14 protein-coding genes are annotated in these 20,834 nt (G+C 67.0%); 3 read left to right on the top strand and 11 right to left on the bottom strand.

The window, feature by feature from the left end; translation table 11 throughout:
• Positions 1-4: 4 nt before the first annotated feature.
• The 11 genes from QMX85_RS10065 to glnE all read right to left on the bottom strand — a co-directional run bounded on the left by QMX85_RS10065 (position 5) and on the right by glnE (position 12,872).
• Positions 5-952: a glycosyltransferase family 2 protein gene (locus QMX85_RS10065; protein WP_282340501.1), complete on the bottom strand. Its 948-nt coding sequence runs from the start codon at positions 950-952 to the stop codon at positions 5-7.
• Positions 952-2,403, bottom strand: a complete 1,452-nt coding sequence (locus tag QMX85_RS10060) for a lipopolysaccharide kinase InaA family protein (protein ID WP_282340499.1) — start codon at positions 2,401-2,403, stop codon at positions 952-954. Before QMX85_RS10060 ends, QMX85_RS10065 begins: the two co-directional genes overlap by 1 nt.
• Positions 2,400-3,152, bottom strand: a complete 753-nt coding sequence (locus QMX85_RS10055; RefSeq protein ID WP_282340497.1) for a lipopolysaccharide kinase InaA family protein — start codon at positions 3,150-3,152, stop codon at positions 2,400-2,402. Before QMX85_RS10055 ends, QMX85_RS10060 begins: the two co-directional genes overlap by 4 nt.
• Positions 3,149-3,883, bottom strand: a complete 735-nt coding sequence (locus QMX85_RS10050; protein ID WP_282340495.1) for a lipopolysaccharide kinase InaA family protein — start codon at positions 3,881-3,883, stop codon at positions 3,149-3,151. The genes QMX85_RS10055 and QMX85_RS10050 overlap by 4 nt, the downstream gene beginning before the upstream one ends.
• Positions 3,883-4,839: a glycosyltransferase family 9 protein gene (locus QMX85_RS10045; protein WP_282340492.1), complete on the bottom strand. Its 957-nt coding sequence runs from the start codon at positions 4,837-4,839 to the stop codon at positions 3,883-3,885. Before QMX85_RS10045 ends, QMX85_RS10050 begins: the two co-directional genes overlap by 1 nt.
• Before the next feature lie 25 nt (positions 4,840-4,864).
• Positions 4,865-5,683 (bottom strand): lipopolysaccharide core heptose(I) kinase RfaP, encoded by an 819-nt coding sequence (gene rfaP, locus QMX85_RS10040; protein ID WP_282340490.1) that lies wholly within the window; start codon positions 5,681-5,683, stop codon positions 4,865-4,867.
• Positions 5,680-6,801, bottom strand: a complete 1,122-nt coding sequence (locus QMX85_RS10035; RefSeq protein WP_282340488.1) for a glycosyltransferase family 4 protein — start codon at positions 6,799-6,801, stop codon at positions 5,680-5,682. Before QMX85_RS10035 ends, rfaP begins: the two co-directional genes overlap by 4 nt.
• Positions 6,801-7,817 (bottom strand): lipopolysaccharide heptosyltransferase I, encoded by a 1,017-nt coding sequence (waaC, locus tag QMX85_RS10030; protein WP_282340486.1) that lies wholly within the window; start codon positions 7,815-7,817, stop codon positions 6,801-6,803. The genes QMX85_RS10035 and waaC overlap by 1 nt, the downstream gene beginning before the upstream one ends.
• Before the next feature lie 2 nt (positions 7,818-7,819).
• Entirely contained in the window at positions 7,820-8,854 is a 1,035-nt protein-coding gene (gene waaF / locus QMX85_RS10025) for a lipopolysaccharide heptosyltransferase II (RefSeq protein ID WP_282340484.1), read from the bottom strand.
• Positions 8,855-8,941: 87 nt separating this feature from the next.
• A complete protein-coding gene (locus QMX85_RS10020) occupies positions 8,942-9,865 on the bottom strand; it encodes a branched-chain amino acid transaminase (RefSeq protein ID WP_282340482.1) in 924 nt (307 codons plus the stop codon).
• A gap of 61 nt (positions 9,866-9,926) precedes the next feature.
• Positions 9,927-12,872: a bifunctional [glutamate--ammonia ligase]-adenylyl-L-tyrosine phosphorylase/[glutamate--ammonia-ligase] adenylyltransferase gene (gene glnE / locus QMX85_RS10015; RefSeq protein WP_282340480.1), complete on the bottom strand. Its 2,946-nt coding sequence runs from the start codon at positions 12,870-12,872 to the stop codon at positions 9,927-9,929.
• Positions 12,873-13,143: 271 nt separating this feature from the next.
• Between glnE and aceE the strand changes: the two genes are divergently transcribed.
• From aceE to QMX85_RS10000, 3 genes are all read left to right on the top strand, one after another.
• Positions 13,144-15,789: a pyruvate dehydrogenase (acetyl-transferring), homodimeric type gene (aceE, locus tag QMX85_RS10010; RefSeq protein ID WP_090225748.1), complete on the top strand. Its 2,646-nt coding sequence runs from the start codon at positions 13,144-13,146 to the stop codon at positions 15,787-15,789.
• A gap of 27 nt (positions 15,790-15,816) precedes the next feature.
• Entirely contained in the window at positions 15,817-17,811 is a 1,995-nt protein-coding gene (aceF, locus tag QMX85_RS10005) for a dihydrolipoyllysine-residue acetyltransferase (protein ID WP_282340478.1), read from the top strand.
• Between the two features lie 269 nt (positions 17,812-18,080).
• Positions 18,081-20,774, top strand: a complete 2,694-nt coding sequence (locus QMX85_RS10000; RefSeq protein WP_282340476.1) for an EAL domain-containing protein — start codon at positions 18,081-18,083, stop codon at positions 20,772-20,774.
• Positions 20,775-20,834 lie beyond the last annotated feature (60 nt).

Here is a 20,834-nt window from a genome sequence, read left to right as displayed (position 1 = left end):
ACGCTCAAGGTCGCGTCCCTCGCCAGCCAAGTACCAGCCGTAGCCATTTCGAAAGATAGTCCCAGCGGCACGCTATCCAGGGATCGAGCCGCCAGGCCCGACGATAGCAAGCCAACGCCTCGCTGCGCAGCCCGGCGAGGTAGCAACCGCGAAACAGGGACAGCTGGCGCTGTGCCCGGTAGGCGCGCAGGCGGTGCTGGAACTCGCCTGGCAGACGCTCGAAGACCGCCGCCGCGACCCGGTCGCCGTGGGCGGCATCCAGCTGCAGCTGATTGCGCAGGGAATCCGCGTGCTTGTAGATCCAGACGAGCGGAACATCCAGCACCGAAATTACCGGGGACGAGAGCATGAAGGCGAAAACCGCCAGGTCTTCGCCCTGCTTCAGATCCTCGGGATAGGGACAGCAGGTCGCCCGTGCGCGGCGGAACACGGTGCTGCCATGCCCCATGCCGAAGCGTTTCTTCAGCAGGAAATCGTCGAGCCGGGAAAAAACCGCGTCGGCGATCCGTCCGGGAGGGTGGTAGCGGCTACTGCCGTCCTCCGCGCAATCCAGATGCCCGCCGAGCAACAGATCGATACCGGGGCAGGTGCGCAGCCGGTGCAGGATCGCCGCTATCGCCCCCGAAGCCATGACATCGTCGGCATCGAGAAACAACACCCAACGCCCGGAGGATATCGCCAGCCCGGCATTGCGGGCCGCGGAAGGGCCGCGGTTGTCCTGGCGCAGATAAGCGGCACGCTGCGCCCCGCAATGCCGTCCGCGCAACAGATCGAGCGTAGTGTCTTGCGAACCGTCGTCGACGACGATCAGCTCGCACTCGCCGGTGAGCTGCATCAGCACCGAATCCAGGCAGCGCGACAACACCGAGGCGTAGTTGTAGGCGGGAATGATCACGCTCAATAGCAGATCGACCGGTGCGTGCTGTTTCCAGCGGGCATCGGCCACCTGCATCAGTCATGCCCCACGGCGGATGGCGGCGCTTCGGCGCTGGGCAGGTTTTCCTCCAGCCAACGCGCCAGGGGGCTATCCGCCGGCCAGTTGCGAATGAAGCGGGCGCGGTCCGCCGCCTGGGCGCGCTGCCATCCGGCACCCGGTGGGTGCGCGCGCAGCGCGTCGAGGTCGATGAGCAGCAGACGCCCGGCGTCCCACAGCAGGTTGGTCGCCTTGAGGTCGCAGTGGCTGATGCGCTCGCGCGCCAGGTCGGCGAAGAGGCTCTGAATCGCGCCGGCCTCCCCCGGAGACGGCAGACGATCGCCCTCGCGCCCGAACAGCGCGAACAGGTCGCCCGCCTCGCAGAAGGCGTTGATCAGCCAGCCCCCGCGACGCAGCCCGAGAAAGCGCCGTTCGATACAGGCCAGCGGCCGTGGCGTTGCGATGCCGAGGAACTCCAGCCGATTGCCCTCGATCCAGCTGTGCCAGGCCCGGCTCGGGCGCAGGCAGCGTCGGAGCCAGTGGCCGAGCCCCTTGACGTTGTAGCGCTTCACCAGCAGTTGGCGCGTCGCCACCTCGACCTTCGCGACCGTCGCGCTGCCTCCGTCCTTCAGCAACTGCCCGGCGCGGATGAACGCGTCGGGGTCGGCCAGCAGCGGCGCCAGGGCATCCTGCTCGTCACGGCGCACGGCGCACAGGCCGCGCGGCTCGGTACGCACGCTGAACAGGCTGCAATCGCGCCCCGCCTTCTGCAGGTAATCGCGCAGCCGCCAGCGACGGACCCGGGCGACATTCTTCAGCAGCGCCTCCAGCGGCAGGGCGTGCTCGCCATTGGCCAGCAGGTAGTGCACCAGCAGCTCTTCGAAAAAGGGTTCCAGACGCGCCGGCAATTGGGCGAAGAACACCCCGAGGTTTTCCAGCGCCCGCGCGCGGGACAGCGGCTGGCCAGGGGTTTCCGCCTGCACGCCGCCGCCATCGATCAGGAACAGGCGACCGTCGTGCCGCAGCAGATTGTCCAGGTGCAGATCGCTCTGCCATAGGCCCTGGGCATGCAGGCGGCCGATGGCGGCGAGGGCCTCGCCCAGCACGGTCTGTTGGGAGTCCGACAGCGGCGGTTCATGCTCCACTGCGCGCCAGGCGTCCCACAGGCTCTGCGCGCCGTCGAGGAACTCGAACAGCAGCCAGCCGCCCTGGCCGGCATCGAAGCCTTCGCCGAGCAGCGCCGGGGTATCCAGGCCGGAGGCGGCCAACAGCGCCGCGCCGTCGCGCTCGCGGGCGAAATGCCGCTCGGCCTTCGCGCCGACCAGCAATTTGGCGAGCACCGCTCGCCCCTGCCACTGCGCCAGGCCGACGTAGCGCTGCCCCGGCAGCACGCGCAGCCAGGCGCTGACGCCCAGGCCGTGCGCACCGAGGTCGACGCTCAGCGGCAGGGCCGGCGCGCGACCGGCATGCTGCAACTCGGCCAGCTTCACGTGCGTGCCTCCTTGCGGCGCTGACGCGCGGCGAGCAGCGGCAACCAGTGCTCTACCTCGGCGCTCGTCGCCGGCCGATCCAGGTAGGCGGCGAGAAATACGCGCACGTCCGTCTCCTGCCAGACGCGCGCGCGGCGCAGCAGCGGTTCCAGATCACGCACCCGGTCGGCCTCGCCCCGGCGCAGCGGGCGGGTCTTCTCCAGGTCGATCAGGCAGGCGTCGAAGCCGGCGGCCTCGCGCAGGAAGATGTGCTTGGGGTAGAAGCAGCCGTGGCTCTGCCCGGCCTCGTGCAGCCGGCGCGCCAGCCGTCCCACCGCAACCAGCAGCGCCTGGCGTTGCTCCGCCGGACACTGCTCCCAGCCGTCCAGCCAGTGCTGCAGGTCCCGGCGGTCGTCCAGCGCCCGGGTCAGGAGGATCGCGTGACGCTCGCCGCGTACCTTTCGCTGGCCGAAGAAGGCCGCCTGCAACGCGGGAATGCCCAGCTCACGGTAGCGCCGGATGTTGCGGAACTCGCGGGCGAAGCTCGGCTCGCCGAAGGGATGGAGCAGGCTGCGCATCAGGTAGTCGGACTGGCGCTTGAGGTAGTAACCGCGGCCCTCCAGATCCAGGCGGAAGACCTGGCTCCAGCCCTTTCCCGCCCGGTTCGGCGCGTCCACCGCGTCGAGTTGCAAGGCCCAGAGTGCGTCGAAGCTCGCCAGCGCATGGCGCTCGAGCAGGTCGCGGTCATCGCCACACAGGTAATCGCTCACTCGCGGCCCTCGAAATAGCCCAGCACCTGGCGGATGCGCTGCTTGTCGCCCGCCTCGAGCCGCGTCGCGCCGGCGTATTGCAGATAGAAATGTAGCCGCTGCGTACGCGACAGGGTGTACTTCGCCACCTTGTCCAGGCAGGCGAGGTCCTTGACGATGCGCCGGCGCAGCAGCGCGCCGCGCCAGAAGGTGCCGCCTGGGCAGTCGATGAAGAACAGCTCGCCGCGGTCGTCGACCAGCAGGTTTCGCCACTTCAGGTCGTTATGGGCGAACGAATGGTCGTGCAGGATTCGAGTCGCCGCAGCCAGTTGCCGACTGACGCCATCGACCCAGCGACGATCGCGCAGGCGGGGATCGTGGTTGTTCGCGAGCCACGCCAGGTCGTGGGTGTTGGGCAACTCCCGGGTGATCAGCGCACCGCGCAGGAAGGCCCCGCCGCTACGTTCCAGCCCCCAGCCGACCACCGTCGCGGTGGGGATGCCCCAGCGGGCAAAATGCTTGAGGTTCTGCCACTCGGCCTTGACCCGCGGCCGGCCCAGGTAGCGCCGCACGCCCTTGCCTGCGCCCCAGTAGCGCTTGACGTAATAGCGCACGCCGTCGACCTCGACGCGGATCACCTCGGACAGCGGGTCGCGGGTCAGGCGCTCGCCCTCGAGCGCGAACACCGCGTCCAGGCTGCCGAAGTGCGCCGACAGATCGGCATACGACGAATCGAGCTTCCAGCCCGCCATCAGCGCGCCTGACCGAGGTCGCGGGCGATCCGCCAGACTGGCACGAATGGCCGCCAGACGTAGTTGCCGAGCCATTTGAAGCGCCACAGTGGATACAGCACGGTGTTCTTGTGGTTGAAGCCGGGGCGCCAGACGAAGTTCTTGCGCCGGCGGGTGATGGTGAAGGTGGGAATGTCCATCATCGAGGCCAGGTGACCACCGCCGGAATCGTTGCTTACGACCACGGCGGCGCCGGCGACGTAATCCATCAGCGCCTTGACGTCGGGAAAGGCATGCAGCGGGAAATCGCCTATGGCCGCGCCGATCCGCTCGCGTTCGTCCGGCATGCAGACGAACTCGACGTCCCAGCCGCGCGCCTTGATGGCATGAGCCAGCAGGCGGAAACCGGCCAGCCAGTAATTCTTGCTCTCCTTGGGCGTGGTCGGGAAAACCACCACGCGGCGGCTCGGTGCCGGCTCTTTCTCGCGCCCCATGACCCGCTCACCCGGCCCCAGGGAGATCCCGTACACCTGGCTGGCGTAGGAGTCGACCCAGTCGACCATGGTCTGCCCGGCACGCGAATCGAGGCAGAACGGAATGCTCGCGCCCGGCAGGCGCTCGCCGCGCACGATTACCTCGCGCCCGTGCAGGCCGGACTCCCGGGAAATCTTCTTGGCGGTGACGAAGGCCACGTTGGTCAGCGCCGCGTAGGCCTGGGCACCCGCGCCCGGCTCGTAGCACTTCTCGAAGCAGGCGATCAGCAGGTCGAAGCGGGGCGATAGCACCTCCAGCGACTCGCTGTCATCGCGCTGCACGTCGAGCCAGTCGAAGTACTCGCGCGCCGGGTAGAGGGTCTTGCTGAAGAAGCTGACCTGCGCGCCGGCGCGATGGAACAGCCAGGCCAGACGCAGGTAGAGGGTGGCGTCACCCAGTGCCGGAAACGAGACGATGCCGACACGCAGTCCGTTGAAATTCATGTTGCCCCTTGTGTGCAGGCGCCGCTCATGCCGCGGCCCCCGGCTCGTATTTGCGCCGGTAGCGCTGCAGCAGGCGCTCGGCCTTGCGTTCCAGCCAGGCCAGCAGCGCGGCTTCGTCGCGCAGAATCTCGCGCAGCGGCTTGCCGAAATAGGTCTTGAGGAAGCGCAGCTTGTCACGCCGCGTCAGGCCGATGTCCAGCGCCGAGAAGTACAGCCCAGCGATGTCCTTGTTGCGCCAGCGGGTCGGCGTCTGCGTGCGCACCTGGGCGCGGTGCAGGTCGATCACCGACAGCCTGAAGGCCCCGGCTGCCGGCGGTGCGTCGGTGTGCAGGAGGAAATGGCAGATGTAGCAGTCGCGGTGGTTGACGCCGGCGCGGTGCATGGCGCCGGTCATCCGCGCCACTTCGGCGATCAGCGCCCGTTTCAGCGCCGGTGGCGGCGGATCGCTCGGCCAGTCGCGGCAGAAATCCTCCAGGCTGACGGTCGGCGCCAGCTCTTCGGTGACGATGAAGGAATGCTGCATCGCCGGGTTGGCACCGCGCTCGCCGAACGCCACGGAGGTCATGGTCGGCACGCCAACCTCGGTCAGCCGCTGGATCGCCGCCCATTCCTGACCGGCGCCCAGCACCGGCGCCTTGGCCGTCAGCCAGTTCTTGACGATCTCGCCCCAGCCGACGCCACGGTGAATCTTCACGAAATAGCCACGGCCGTCGACTTCGGTGCGCAGCGTGCGGCGGGCCTCCAGCTCGCGGTAAACCTCGCCCTGCAGCTTCTCCACTTCGACGAAGGGATCGCGGCCCTGCCAGAGGCTCCTGAAGGGTTCCTGCAGCTCCAGCTTGCTCATGGCCGTTCTCCGAGAATCACGTCGGCCGCGCGCTCCGGCATCGAGTACAGGTCCGCCGAATCGGCGAAGGCCAGGCCGTTGCGCGACCAGCCGGCACGCGCCGCGTCGTCGGCGAGCATGCTCGCCAGGGTAGCGTTCAGTTGCGCCTGCTCGAACGGCTCGGCGAGCACGCGGCCGGCATCGGCATCGGCGATGTAATGGGCATAGCCGCAGACCGCGCTGACCAGCACCGGCAGCCCGGCGACCAGCGCCTCGAGCAGCACGGTGCCGGTGTTCTCGTTGTAGGCCGGATGGATCAGCAGGTCGGCACCGAGCAGGAAGCGCGGAATGTCGCTGCGCCCCTTGAGAATCTGCACCTGTTCGGAAATGCCCAGCGCGCCCATCTGCAGCTGGAACGGCTTGGGATCATCCTGGCCGATGGCGATCAGGCGGGTGCGCTTCTTCAGCTCGCGGGGCAGCGCGGCGACGGCTTTCAGGGTGCGGTCCAGGCCCTTGGTCTTGAAGCCGGAACCGATCTGCACCAGCAGCAGGTCGTCGTCGGCCAGCTTGAACTCGCGGCGGAATTCGGCGCGGATGTCGGCGGCGTTGGACGGCGCCCGGCGGTCGGCGGCGATGCCCGGCGGCAACAGGTGGAAGCGCTCGGCCGGGGTGCCGTAGTGCTTGACGAACAGCGGCTGCTGGACCTCGGAGATCATCAGTATCTCGGCCTGCGCGTCGCCGCCGAACACCGCACGCTCGTAGTCGGCGAAGTGCCGGTAGCGGCCCCATTTGCGGTACAGCGGGTTGCGCAGGGTCTGCGCCTTGTCTTCGTAGCAGCCGTCGGCGGCGTAGTAGACGTCCAGGTTCGGCATCTTGTTGAAGCCGATCAGCCGGTCGACCGGATCGCGGGCCAGGTCGGCGGCGATCCAGGCGCTGAATTTCTCGTTGCGCCTGTGGTTGAAAAGCGCCTTGACCGGCGCCACGCGCACGTCGAAACCCGACGGTACTTCGCCTTCCCAGATCGGCGTATAGACGCGGATGGCGTGGCCACGGCGCTGGCACTCCAGGGCGATGCGCATGAAGTCGCGCTGCAGGCCGCCGAAGGGGAAGTACTTGTAGAGGGCAAAAGCCAGTTGCATCAGGCGCGATCCTCGAAAACGCTTTCCGGCGCCAGCAGCAACGCCTCCAGTTCGGTGCCGACGCGCTCGGCATCGAGGCCGTCGAAGCACGGCGTGTCGCGGTCGCCAAGGCCGGCGCCCGGCCCGTTCGCGCACAGGTGGATCTGCGAGCGGCCATAGGCGCCGACGCGGTCCGGGCGGGTCGGGCCGTAGAGCGAGATGCACGGCACGTCCAGCGCGGCGGCGAGGTGACCGAGGCCGGTGTCCACCGCCACGCAGGCACGCGCGCCGGCGATCACCTTGGCGACTCCGGCAAGGTTCAGTTTGGGCAGCACGGCGACCTTTTCAAGGCCGGCGGCGATGCGCTCGGCGCGGGCTTTCTCGGTCGGGTTGCCCCACGGCAGGCGAATCGCCCAGCCGCGCTCGGCGATGCGCTCGGCCAGGGCGCGCCAGTCGGCTTCGGGCCAGTGCTTGCTGGCCCAGGTGGTGCCGTGCAGGAACAGCACGTAAGGCTCGCCGGCCGGATCGGCCAGTTGCGCGCGGTCCAGTCCGTAATCGCCGATGCCGGTCGGCAGCGGGTAATCCAGCGCCTCGGCGAACAGCGCGCGGGTGCGTTGCAGCGCGTGCTGCTCGCGGGCCACGGCGTAGCGCCGGTCGTAGAAGCGTGCCGCGATCGGCTCGCGGGCGGAGTCGCGGTCGAGCCCGGCCACCGGCGCCTTCACGTAGCGGGTCAACCAGGCGCTCTTCAGCAGGCCCTGGGCGTCGATCACCAGGTCGTAGCGGGTCTCGCGCAGGCGCGCCTTGAAGCGCCGCCATTCGCCGCTCCTCCAGGTCTGCAACGGGTGCTTGCGCCAGCGCCGGATCGCCACCGGGATCACCTGCGCCACCGCCGGATGCCAGGCCGGAATTTCGGCGAAGCCCTCTTCCACCACCCAGTCGAAACGGATGCCGGGGATCGCCCGCGCCGCATCGGTGAGGGCCGGCAGGGTGTGGATCACATCCCCGAGGGAGGACGTCTTGATCAGCAGGACGCGCAACGTCAGCTCACCTCGAGCGGGTCGCCGACCAGCCGGCCGAGGGCATCCAGCACCGGGCGCGGCTCGAGCTGGCGCAGGCAGTTGTAGTGACCGAAGCGGCAGGTGCGCTCGAAACACGGGCTGCATTCCAGCCCCAGGCGCACCACCTCCACCTGGTCCGCCAGCGGCGGGGTGAACTGCGGCGAGGTGGAGCCGTACACCGCCACCAGCGGGCGGTTCAGCGCCGCGGCCACGTGCATCAGGCCGGAGTCGTTGGAGACCACGGCGGCGGCGCAGGAGAGCAGGTCGATGGCCTCGGCCAGCGAGGTGTCGCCCGCCAGGTTCAGCGCTTCCTCGCGCAGGCCGGGGATCAGCCGCGCGCGGATTTCCTCGCCCACCGGGTGATCGTTCTTCGAGCCGAACAGCCAGACCTGCCAGCCTTCGCGAATCTTCAGCTCGGCGACCTTGGCGTAGTGCTCCACCGGCCAGCGCTTGGCTTCGCCGAACTCGGCGCCGGGACACATCGCCAGCACCGGACGATCCAGTTGCAGGCCGAACGTGGCCAGCGCGGCGTCGCGGCTGCCCGGGTCGATTGCCAGCGCCGGCCGCGGATAGGGTTGCGGCAACGCGGCGCCAGGCTCGTAGGCGAGCGCCATGAAGCGCTCGATCATCAGCGGATAACGGTCCTTGTCCAGCTTGCGGATGTCGTTGAGCAGGCCCAGGCGCATCTCACCGCGCCAGCCGGTGCGCTTGGGAATCCCGGCAAAGAACGGCACCAGCGCCGACTTCAGCGAGTTCGGCAACAGGATCGCCTGCTGGTAGCGCCCCTTGAGGCCGGCACCGATGCGCCGGCGAGCGGCGAGATCGAGTACGCCGTGGCCGAGCGGGAAGCTCAGCGCCTCGCGCACTTCGGGCATCCGTTCGAGGATCGGCCGGCTCCACTCAGGCGCCAGCACATCGATGGCGCAGCCGGGATGGCGCTGTTTCAGGCAGGCGAACAGCGTCTGCGCCATCACCATGTCGCCTACCCAGCTCGGGCCGATGATCAGAATATTCATAAGGGACTCGAGGCGCGGACCGCCCGAGCCCGACGGACGCGGCGCAGGGCCGCCTCGCGCCGGGCTTCGCCGGGAAGGTCCGGCGACTTACTTGACCAGGGTACGCCAGTCGGCGTGGCCGTCGGTCTTGCCGCTGACCAGGTCGAAGTAGGCTTTCTGCAGCTTCTCGGTGATCGGACCACGGCTGCCGCCGCCGATCTGCCGGCCATCGACTTCACGGATCGGCGTGACTTCGGCGGCGGTACCGGTGAAGAAGGCTTCATCGGCGATGTACACCTCGTCGCGGGTGATGCGCTTCTCGACGATTTCCAGGCCGAGTTCCTTGGCCAGGATCAGCACGGTACCGCGGGTGATGCCGTTCAGGCAGGCGGTCACCTCGGGGGTGTACAGGCGGCCTTCGCGGATCAGGAAGATGTTCTCGCCGGAGCCTTCGGCGACGTAGCCTTCCGGGTCCAGCATCAGCGCCTCGTCGGCGCCGCCGGAAACCGCTTCCTGCAGGGCCAGCATGGAGTTGATGTAGGCGCCGTTGGACTTGGCGCGGGTCATCGAGATGTTCACGTGGTGGCGGGTGAAGGAACTGGTGCGCACCTTGATGCCGCTCTTCAGCGCTTCTTCACCCATGTACGCGCCCCAGTGCCAGGCAGCGACGATGACGTGGACCTTCAGGTTGTCGGCGCGGATGCCCATGCCTTCCGATCCGTAGAACACCATCGGACGGATGTATGCCGAAGCCAGGTTGTTCTCGCGCACGGCGGCGCGGGTCGCCTCGTTGATCTCGTCCTTGGTGAACGGGATCTTCATGTTCATGATGTGCGCCGAATCGAACAGCCGGTCGGTGTGCGCCTGCAGGCGGAAGATCGCCGTGCCCTGCGGGGTTTCGTAGGCACGCACGCCTTCGAACACGCCCATGCCGTAGTGCAGGGTGTGGGTCAGCACATGGGTGGTAGCGTCGCGCCACTGCACCATTTCGCCGTCATACCAGATCACGCCATCGCGGTCGGACATCGACATAACTGCCAGCTCCTCAAGGTTCGGTTCGTACAACTAATACGGGTTGGCGACGCGCCGGGATTCAGCTCAGCCCCAGCGTCCGCCAGATGCGCATCACGGCGCGCCGCTCGGCCTGCAACTGATCGCCTGGGACCACGCCCGGAAGCTTTTCCAGCGCCTGACGATGCGCCACGGAGCGGTAGGTCTTGTAGGCTTCCTGTAGCAGGGCGACGTCTTCGGCCGGGAGCAGTCCGGCATCAGCCAGGCCGTCCAGAATGCGGATGTTATCGGTGTAGCGCAGCAGCTCGGGATGCCCGTGCGACCAGGCCAAGGCCGCGTATTGCACCATAAATTCGATATCGACGATACCTCCGGCGTCCTGCTTGAGGTCGTAGCCGACGGTGGCGGCGAAGGCGTTCGCCGCGGTGCCGGCGGCGGTTATCGGGGTGCCGAGGTTGCTGCGCATCTTGGCGCGCATCTCGCTGACCTCCTGGCGCAGGGTCGGCAGATCGCGCTCGCGGCCGAGCACGCGGGCGCGCACCTGTTCGAAGCCTTCGCCGACCCGGCGATTGCCCACCAGCACGCGGGCGCGCACCAGCGCCTGGTGTTCCCAGGTCCAGGCCTCGGTTTCCTGGTAGCGGGCGAAGGCGCCCAGCGAACTCACCAGCAGCCCGGCCGCGCCGGACGGACGCAGGCGCATGTCGACCTCGTAGAGCTGGCCGGAGTTGGTGTGCGCGGTGAGCAGGTGAATGATCCGCTGACCGAGGCGGGTGAAGAACTGCGCGCCGTCGATCGGCTTGGGCCCGTCGGTTTCCGCCTGCGGATCGCCGTCGTGGATGAACACCAAGTCGAGATCGGAACCGTGGCCCAGCTCGATGCCGCCGACCTTGCCGTAGCCGACGATGACGAAATCCGGATCGCAAGGGCTGCCATCGGCACGTTTCGGCGCGCCGTGGCGCGCCACCGTATGGCGCCAGGCCAGCGCCAGCACCTGGTCGAGAATCGCCTCGGCGAGCCAGGTCAGGTAATCGCTGACCTTCATCAACGGCAGCGAGCCGCTGATTTCCGAGGCCGCCACGCGCAGCCCGTGGGCCAGCTTGAAGTGGCGCAGCGCTTCCATCTGCTGCTCGAGGTCGTCCTCGGGAATCCGCAGCAGTCGCTCCTGCAGTTCGGCGGCCAGCTCCGGCGCGTTCGGCGGGTTGAACAGCCGTCCTTCGTTGAGCAGCTCGTCGAGCAGGATCGGGTAGCGCGCGATGTGCCCGGCGATCCATGGACTGGCGACGCAGAGGGCGATCAGCCGCTGCAAGGCTCCGGGGTTTTCCGTCAGCAGCACCAGGTAGGCGGAGCGCCGCACCACGGCTTCGACCAGCGGCAGCACGCGCTCCAGCACCCGGTCCGGGTCCTGGTGTTCGGCGGCCATGCTCAGCAGCCGCGGGATGAAGGCGTCCAGCCGCTCGCGACCCAGGCGCTGCATGGCGCGCGCCTGCGGCCCGTTGCGCAGTTCGGCGAGGCGCTTGCGCGCGGCGAAGGGATCGACGAAGCCGGCATCCAGCAGTTGCCGGTCGATGGCCTCCTCTTCCATGCGGTCTTCCCACAGCGGCAGCCACTCGCCGCCGACGCTGGCCTGGCTCGGCAGGTTCTCTTCCTCGTTGGGGTCGGCGATCACCTGGCGGAAGTGCCAGTCGATGCGCTCGCGCCAGTGGCTGAGGCGCTCGTGGAACGCGGCCCAGTCCGGGAAACCCATGATGAAGGCGACCCGCGCGCGCTCCAGCGTGCCGTCGGGGAGCATCTGCGTCTGGCGGTCGGCGATCGCCTGCAAGGCGTGTTCGGTGTAGCGCAGGAAGGCGTAGCCGTCGCGCAGCTCGGCGATCACCGCCGCCGGCAGGTAGCCCTGCCCTTCGAGGGTTGCCAGCACCTTGAACAGGGAGCGCTGCTGCAGGCTCAGGTCGCGGCCGCCGTGGATCAGCTGGAACACCTGGGCGATGAACTCGACCTCGCGAATCCCGCCGGCGCCGAGCTTGATGTTCTCGTCCATCCCCTTGCGCCGGACTTCCTGCTGGATCATCTGCTTGAGCAGGCGCAGCGCCTCGATCGCCGAGAAATCCAGGTAACGCCGGTAGACGAACGGGCGCAGGTGGTCGAGCAGTTGCTCCCCGGCCTGGCGGTCGCCGCCGACCACCCGCGCCTTGATCATCGCGTAGCGTTCCCAGTCGCGCCCCTGGTCCTGGTAGTACTGCTCCAGCGCGCTGAAACTGAACACTAGGGCACCGGCGGAACCGTAGGGACGCAGGCGCATGTCGACGCGGAACACGAAGCCGTCGACGGTGATGCTGTCGAGCGCCTTGATCAGCCGCTGGCCGAGGCGCACGAAGAATTCCTGGTTATCCAGCGCGCGCTTCACGCCCTGGGTTTCGCCACCCTCCGGGAAGCCGAAGATCAGGTCGATGTCCGAGGACAGGTTCAATTCACCGGCGCCGAGCTTGCCCATGCCCAGCACGACCAGCTGCTGGGCCTCGCCGGAGCGCTTGCCGATCGGCGTGCCGAACTGTGCGCAGAGGCGCGGGTAAAGCCAGCGGTAGGCCTCGTCGATGCACACGTCGGCCAGCTCGGAGAGGTCGCGGCAGGTTTCGATCAGGTCGGCCTGGCGCGTCAGGTCGCGCCAGATGATGCGCACCTGCTGGCGGTTGCGAAAACGTCGCAGGCGCCGCGCGAGGTCGTCCTCGTCTGTGCATTCGGCAAGCAGGCGGTGCAACTGATCGCGCAGTTCGCCGGTCTGCAGAGAACGCTCCAGCTCGCCGGAATCGGCCAGATCGAGAAAGGCTTCTGGGCTGCGCGTGGCCTGCTCGGCGACGAAATCGCTGGCGGCGGCCACCCTCAGGAAGTCCGCGTGGCGCGGTGCGGGCCAGCTGGAAAGGCGCTGCTCGGCGCTGTCGCCGAGGGTCGCTGCGGCAGTGCGCAAGGCCTGTTCCGCGCGTTCGGCGCCGCTTTGCAGGACATCCGGCACGGCGACGAGTGGGGGCAGGTTCATGGTCTATCCTTGTCGGCTGCGGATTGCCGCCGGGGGATGCGAAAGAGGTTTTCCGCCCCTACCGAAAGCCCACGCTGGCAATGAAGAAGCCGTTGTTATTGTAGTTTTACTACTGGGCAATGTGCCCGAATGGGTGAAACCGGCGCCGGAATGTAGTAAAACTACAAGGCCGAATGACCGGCACATCCAAGAATTTAGCCACTTCCGGCCCACAAGGCCGGTGGTGTTACAGGCGGCCGATTTTGGTTGCCTTTCCGCCCTGGAGCAAGCCATGCAAGATCTCGATCCCGTCGAAACCCAGGAATGGCTGGACGCCCTTGAGTCGGTCCTGGACCGCGAAGGCGAAGACCGCGCCCACTACCTGATGACCCGCATGGGTGAACTCGCTACTCGCAGCGGTACTCAGCTGCCCTACGCGATCACCACGCCGTATCGCAATACCATCCCCGTCACCCACGAAGCACGCATGCCTGGCGACCTGTTCATGGAACGCCGCATCCGCTCGCTGGTTCGCTGGAACGCCCTGGCGATGGTGATGCGCGCGAATATGAAGGACCCGGACCTGGGTGGCCACATCTCCACCTTCGCCTCCAGCGCGACGCTGTACGACATCGGCTTCAACTACTTCTTCCAGGCCCCGACCGAAGAACACGGCGGCGACCTGATCTACTACCAGGGCCACGCGTCGCCGGGCATCTATGCCCGCGCCTTCCTCGAGGGCCGCCTGTCCGAAGACCAGATGAACAACTTCCGCCAGGAAGTCGATGGCGGCGGCCTCTCGTCCTACCCGCACCCGCACCTGATGCCGGACTTCTGGCAGTTCCCGACCGTCTCCATGGGCCTCGGCCCGATCCAGGCGATCTACCAGGCGCGCTTCATGAAGTACCTGGAAAACCGCGGCTTCATCCCCGCCGGCAAACAGAAGGTCTGGTGCTTCATCGGCGACGGCGAGACCGACGAGCCGGAAACCCTCGGTGCCATTTCCCTGGCCGGTCGCGAGAACCTGGACAACCTGATCTTCGTCATCAACTGCAACCTGCAGCGCCTCGACGGCCCAGTTCGCGGCAACGGCAAGATCATCCAGGAACTGGAAGGCAACTTCCGCGGCGCCAACTGGAACGTCAACAAGGTCATCTGGGGCCGCATGTGGGACCCGCTGTTCGCCGAGGACGAAGACGGCCGCATGCAGCGCCGCATGGACGAGGTGATCGACGGCGACTACCAGAACTACAAGGCCAAGGACGGCGCCTTCGTGCGCAAGCACTTCTTCGGTGCCGATCCGGAACTGCTCAAGCGCGTCGAGAAACTCACCGACGACGAGATCTGGAAGCTCAACCGCGGCGGCCACGACCCCTACAAGGTCTATGCGGCCTACCACCAGGCGGTCAACCACAAGGGTCAGCCGACGGTCATCCTGGCCAAGACCATCAAGGGCTACGGCACCGGCGCCGGTGAAGCGAAGAACACCGCGCACAACACCAAGAAAGTCGATATCGAGAGCCTGAAGAAATTCCGCGACCGCTTCGACATCCCGCTCAATGACTCGCAGCTCCATGACCTGCCCTTCTATCGTCCGGAAGAAGACAGCGCGGAGATGAAGTACCTGCGCAAGTGCCGCGAGAAGCTCGGCGGCCACCTGCCGCAACGCCGCCACACCAGCGTGAGCATCCCGACCCCGCCGCTGGAAACCCTGAAAGCCGTGCTCGACGGTTCCGGCGATCGCGAAATCTCCACCACCATGGCCTTCGGCCGGATCCTCGCTTCGCTGGTCAAGGACAAGGAACTGGGCAAGCGCATCGTGCCGATCCTGGCTGACGAAGCGCGCACCTTCGGCATGGAAGGGATGTTCCGCCAGCTTGGCATCTATTCCCCGGTAGGTCAGCTGTACGAGCCGGTCGACCGCGATCAGGTGATGTACTACCGCGAAGAGAAGGACGGCCAAATCCTCCAGGAAGGCCTCAACGAGGCCGGCGCGTTCTCCTCCTTCGTCGCTGCCGGCACCGCCTACAGCAACTACAACACGCCGATGCTGCCGGTCTACATCTTCTATTCGATGTTCGGCTTCCAGCGTATCGGCGACCTCGCCTGGGCCGCCGGCGACGCGCAGACCCGCGGCTTCCTGCTCGGCGGCACCTCCGGGCGCACCACGCTAAACGGCGAAGGCCTGCAGCACGAGGACGGCCACAGCCACATCCTCGCTAGCACCATCCCGAACTGCCGCAGCTACGACCCGACCTACGCCTACGAGCTGGCCGTGATCATGCGCCACGGCGTTTATCAGATGATGGAGAAGCAGGAAAGCGTCTACTACTACATCACCGTGATGAACGAGAACTACCAGCAGCCGGCCATGCCGGAAGGCGTGGAAGAGGGCATCATCCGCGGCATGTACCTGCTAGAGGAAGCCAAGGGCGACTTCGCCCACCGCGTCCAGTTGCTGGGTTGCGGCACCATCCTCACCGAAGTCCGCGCTGCAGCCGAGCTGCTCGCCGAATTCGGCGTCGGCGCCGACATCTGGAGCGTCACCAGCTTCAACGAACTGCGTCGCGACGGCCTGGCGGTGGACCGCTGGAACCGCCTGCACCCGGCCGAAGAGCCGCGCAAGACCTACGTCGAAACCTGCCTGGAAGGACGTCATGGCCCGGTCGTCGCATCGACCGACTACATGAAGCTGTTCGCCGACCAGATTCGCCAATGGGTTCCGAGCAAGGAATACCAGGTCCTGGGCACCGACGGTTTCGGCCGCAGCGACAGCCGCAAGAAATTGCGCGACTTCTTCGAAGTCGACCGCCGCTGGGTCAGCCTCGCCGCGCTGCAAGCACTTGCCGATCGCGGTTCGGTCGAACGCAAAGTGGTGGCCGAAGCCATCGCCAAGTTCGGCATCGATCCCGAGAAACGCAACCCGCTTGATTGCTGATAACGCGAGCGAACAGGAGAACATATTGTGAGTGAAACCATTCGCGTACCCGATATCGGCAGCGGCGAAGGCGAGGTCATCGAGGTACTGGTCAAGGTCGGCGACGTCGTCGAAGCCGAACAGGGCCTGGTCACCCTCGAGTCCGACAAAGCCAGCATGGAAATCCCGGCGCCCAAAGCGGGCAAGGTCGTCGCGCTGCATTTCAAGATGGGCGACAACCTGAAGACCGGTGACCTGCTGATCGACCTGGAAAGCGCCGACGGCGCCGCCAGCGAGCAGGCATCCGCCGAACCCAAGGCCGCCGTGGGCGAGACCCAGGAGGCTCCGGAAGAGTCCGAAGCGCCGACGCCGCCGGGCGACGACGATGCCTCGGCATCCGCCGGCGAAGGCGAAGCGCAGGAGATCAAGGTTCCGGATATCGGCTCCAGCGCCAAGGCCAGCGTCATCGAAGTGTCGGTCAAGCCGGGCGACACCATCGAAGCCGAGCAGTCGCTGATCACCCTGGAATCCGACAAGGCCAGCATGGAAATCCCCTCGCCGGCCGCCGGCGTGGTGGAAAGCCTGTCGGTCAAGGTCGGCGACGAAGTCGGCACCGGCGACCTGATCCTGGTCCTGAAAGGCGCCGCCAAGGCCAAACCCGCCAAGGCCGCCAGCGCCCCCGCTGCCGCACCGAAGAGCGACGCCAAGCCTGCCGACCCCGAAGCGGCCGCCGAGCCCGCGGGCGAAAGCAGCGAAGAGGTCAAGGTTCCGGACATCGGTTCCAGCGGTGAAGCCAACATCATCGAAGTGCTGGTCAAGGTCGGCGACACCGTCGAAGCCGACCAGTCGCTGATCACCCTGGAATCCGACAAGGCCAGCATGGAAATCCCTTCGCCGAAAGCCGGCGTGGTGGAAAGCCTGGCGGTCAAGGTCGGTGACCAGGCCAAGACCGGCGATCTGATCCTCGTGCTCAAGGTCGCGGGCGCCGCTCCGGCCAAGGCCGCGGCGAAGACCGAAGCGGCCACGCCGCAACAGGCCGTCGCACCGAACAAGCAGGGCGTCACCGAGCCCCAGGCATCGGCAGCGCCTGCGCCGGCCGCGGCTGCACCGAGCAAGGCCGGCAAGAAAGTCCACGCCGGCCCGGCGGTCCGCATGCTGGCGCGCGAATTCGGCGTCGATCTCGCCGACGTCACCGCCAGCGGTCCGCGCGACCGGATCGTCAAGGAAGACGTGCAGGCCTTCGTCAAGGCGCAGCTGCAGAAAGCCAAGAGCGCGCCAGCCGCCGCCGCGGGCGCAACCGGCGGCGCGGGCATTCCGCCAGTGCCGGAAATCGACTTCAGCAAGTTCGGCGAAGTCGAAGAAGTGCCGATGACCCGCCTGATGCAGGTCGGCGCCGCCAACCTGCACCGCAGCTGGCTGAACGTGCCGCACGTGACCCAGTTCGACTCGGCCGACATCACCGAGCTGGAGGCCTTCCGCGTTGCGCAGAAAGCCGTCGCCGAAAAAGCCGGCGTCAAGCTGACCGTGCTGCCGCTGCTGCTCAAGGCCTGCGCGCACCTGCAGAAGGAACTGCCGGACTTCAACAGTGCGCTGGCCCCCAGCGGCAAGGCGCTGATCCGCAAGAAGTACGTGAACATCGGCTTCGCCGTTGACACACCGGACGGCCTGCTGGTCCCGGTGATCAAGAACGTCGACCAGAAGAGCCTGCTGCAACTGGCCGCCGAAGCCGCCGCACTGGCGGAAAAGGCACGCACCAAGAAGCTCGCCGCCGACGACATGCAGGGCGCCTGCTTCACCATCTCCAGCCTTGGGCACATTGGCGGCACCGGCTTCACGCCGATCGTCAACGCGCCGGAAGTGGCGATCCTGGGTGTCTCCAAGGCAACCATCCAGCCGGTCTGGGACGGCAAGACCTTCCAGCCGCGCCTGATGCTGCCGTTGTCGCTTTCCTACGACCACCGGGTGATCAACGGTGCCGCCGCCGCGCGCTATACCAAGCGTCTCGGCGAACTGCTCGGCGATATCCGCACGCTGTTGCTGTAACGGTTTTCCGGCGAGCCACGCGGCCTGCCGGCCCCTTGCTCGAGCACGCCACGCTCGTTCCTCGGCCCCGCCTCCCAGCGGGGCTTTTTTTTGACTGGGCAGTCCGCAAAAAAACCCTACCGAATGTCTGTTAAAACAGGTACTTCCCGCAGAGTGCTGCCAAAGTGCCTCTACGCTTGTCAGCGGCAGAGACTTTGATGCACCCTTGCCCGACACATTGACGGGCCGACGCCCCTACCCAGGTCCTAAAACCGGAAGCAGCCGCCCGAATGAAGAACCATCCCGATCCCGCCAGCCGTCCGGCGGTCGAGGTAGTTACGCAACTCCCCGTGCCCTCTCGGTTGGGAATGCTGCGTTTCGAGCGGCTGAACGAGGCCAGCTGGGCTTTGCTGTTCCTCGATCCGGCCTGCGAGCAACGCCTGGGACTGCCCGCCAGCGAGCTCTGCGCCCTGATAGGCAGCCCCTTCGCCAGCCTGATGGAGCCCGAAGCCCGCTACCGGCTGCACGATGTCATCCAGCAACAACTCCAGCAGGCGCCGCACTACACGGTGCGCTACACCCTGCACACGCCGGAGCGACCGCTGCAGGTGATCGAGATCGGCGAAGGCTTCCAGCAGCACAAGCGCCAACTGCTGCGCGGCTACCTGATGATCATCGACGATGCCGCCGCAGTGGCCGGCGAGAGCGAGCTGGAGAGCGAACTGGAGGCGCAGAACGCGCGCCTGCGCGCGTCGCTGCAGCTTTACCAGCAGACCCAGGACGACCACCTGCAGCACCTGGTCCGCTCGCGCGCGCAGCAGAGCCTGATCCTGCGTCTGGCGCGGCACCGCTACAACTCCAGCGACCCCCTGCGCGAAGCCGCCGAGCTGATCACCCAAGCCGCCTGCGAGACCTACGCCGTGGCCCGCGCCAGCATCTGGAACCTGGCCAACGAGCGGCTTGAGCCGGTGGCGCTGTATCGCCGCGACATCGACCGGCACGAACAGCCGCTCGCCCTGGATGCGCGGCCCTTCAAGCGCTACCTGGAAGCGCTCAACGGCGGCCGTGCGATCGAAGCCAGCAATGCCCAGCAGGATCCGCGCACCCGCGAACTGGGCGAAACCTACCTGCAGCCCGTGGGGATCGCCGCGCTGCTCGCCGCCGGCATCCGTGTCGGCGGCGAGCTGGTCGGCGTGCTGTGCCTGGAGCACACCGGCGGCCAGCGCGAATGGCAGACCGACGAGGTGGCCTTCGCTGGCGAACTGGCCGACCAGTACGCGCAGGTCCTGGCCAACCACCAGAGACGCAACGCCGCCAGCGCACTGCACCTGTTCCAGCGCGCCGTCGAACAGAGTGCAAGCGCCTTCCTGCTGGTCGACTGCGACGGTCTGGTGGAATACGTCAACCCGAGCTTCACCTCGATCACCCAGTACAGCGTCGAGGAAGTGCAGAACCGACGCCTGTCGGAGCTGCCGGCGCTGGAAAACCTCAGCGAACTGCTCTTCGACGACAACTCCAGCCTGGCCACCACCAACAGCTGGCAAGGCGAATTCCGCAGCCGGCGGAAGAACCTGGAGCCCTACTGGGGCCAGCTGTCGATCTCCAAGGTCTACGGCACCGAAGGCGAGCTGACCCACTACATCGGCATCTACGAAGACGTCACCGAGAACAAGCTGGCGCACCAGCGCATCGAGCGCCTGGCCTACACCGACAACCTCACCGGCCTGGGCAATCGCCCGCACTTCATCCGCAGCCTCGAGGAACATTTCGAGCGCGACGCCGACGTGCCGGTCAGCCTGCTGCTGGTGGACATCGACAACTTCAAGCGAATCAACGACAGCCTCGGCCACCAGACCGGCGACAAGCTGCTGGTCAACCTGGCGCGGCGCCTGCGCAACAGCCTGGCGCCGAACGGCACCCTGGCGCGCTTCGCCAGCAACGAGTTCGCCGTGCTGCTGACCAAGACCGACCTGGAGACCGGCCAGCGCCATGCCAACCAGGTACTGCACCTGCTGGACAAGCCGCTGTTCGTCGACAACCAGCTGATCAGCGTCACCGGATCGGTCGGCCTGGCCTGCTCGCCCGACCACGGGCGCGACCCGCAGACGCTGATGAAGCACGCCGGCCTGGCGCTGCACAAGGCCAAGGCCAACGGCAAGCACCAGTTGCAGGTGTTCACCGAGGCGATGAATGCCGAGGCCAGCTACAAGCTGTTCGTCGAGAACAACCTGCGTCGCGCGCTGACCCAGAACGAGCTGGAAGTCTTCTACCAGCCCAAGCTCTGCCTGCGCACCGGCAAGCTGCTGGGCATGGAAGCGCTGCTGCGCTGGAACCACCCGGAGCGCGGGATGATCCGCCCCGACCAGTTCATCGGCGTGGCCGAGGAAACCGGGCTGATCATCCCGATCGGCAAGTGGCTGGTTCGCCAGGCCTGCCGCACCAGCCAGGAACTCACCGCGCAGGGCTTCGGCAACCTGAAGATCGCCATCAACCTGTCGCCCAAGCAGTTCTCCGATCCCGACCTGGTCGGCTCCATCACCAGCATCCTCGAGGAAGAGCGCCTGCCCGCCTCGCTGCTCGAGCTGGAACTCACCGAAGGCCTGCTGCTGGAAGCCACCGAGGACACCCGCGACCAGCTCAACCGCCTCAAGGACCTCGGCCTGACCCTGGCGATGGACGACTTCGGCACCGGCTACTCGTCGCTGAGCTACCTGAAGAAATTCCCCATCGACGTGCTGAAGATCGACCGCAGCTTCATCAACGACATCCCCACCAGCCAGGACGACATGGAAATCACCTCGGCGGTGATCGCCATGGCGCACAACCTCAAGCTGACCGTCGTCGCCGAAGGTATCGAGACCGTCGAGCAGCTCGCCTTCCTGCGCAAGCAGCGCTGCGATATCGGCCAGGGCTACCTGTTCGACCGACCGATCCCCGGCCCCGAACTGGTCGAGCGGCTGCGCCGCTATCGCCAGCAGAACTGACCCGCACGCACCTTAGTCGCGCCGCCCGGTCCAACCCTGCAGGTGACTTTTCCACGGCTT

This window comes from Pseudomonas sp. PS02288 (assembly GCF_029959715.1).
Taxonomy (GTDB): domain Bacteria; phylum Pseudomonadota; class Gammaproteobacteria; order Pseudomonadales; family Pseudomonadaceae; genus Pseudomonas_O; species Pseudomonas_O kuykendallii.
The sequence above is the reverse complement of the archived record's forward strand: the minus strand, read 5'-3'. Positions and strand labels throughout refer to the sequence as shown.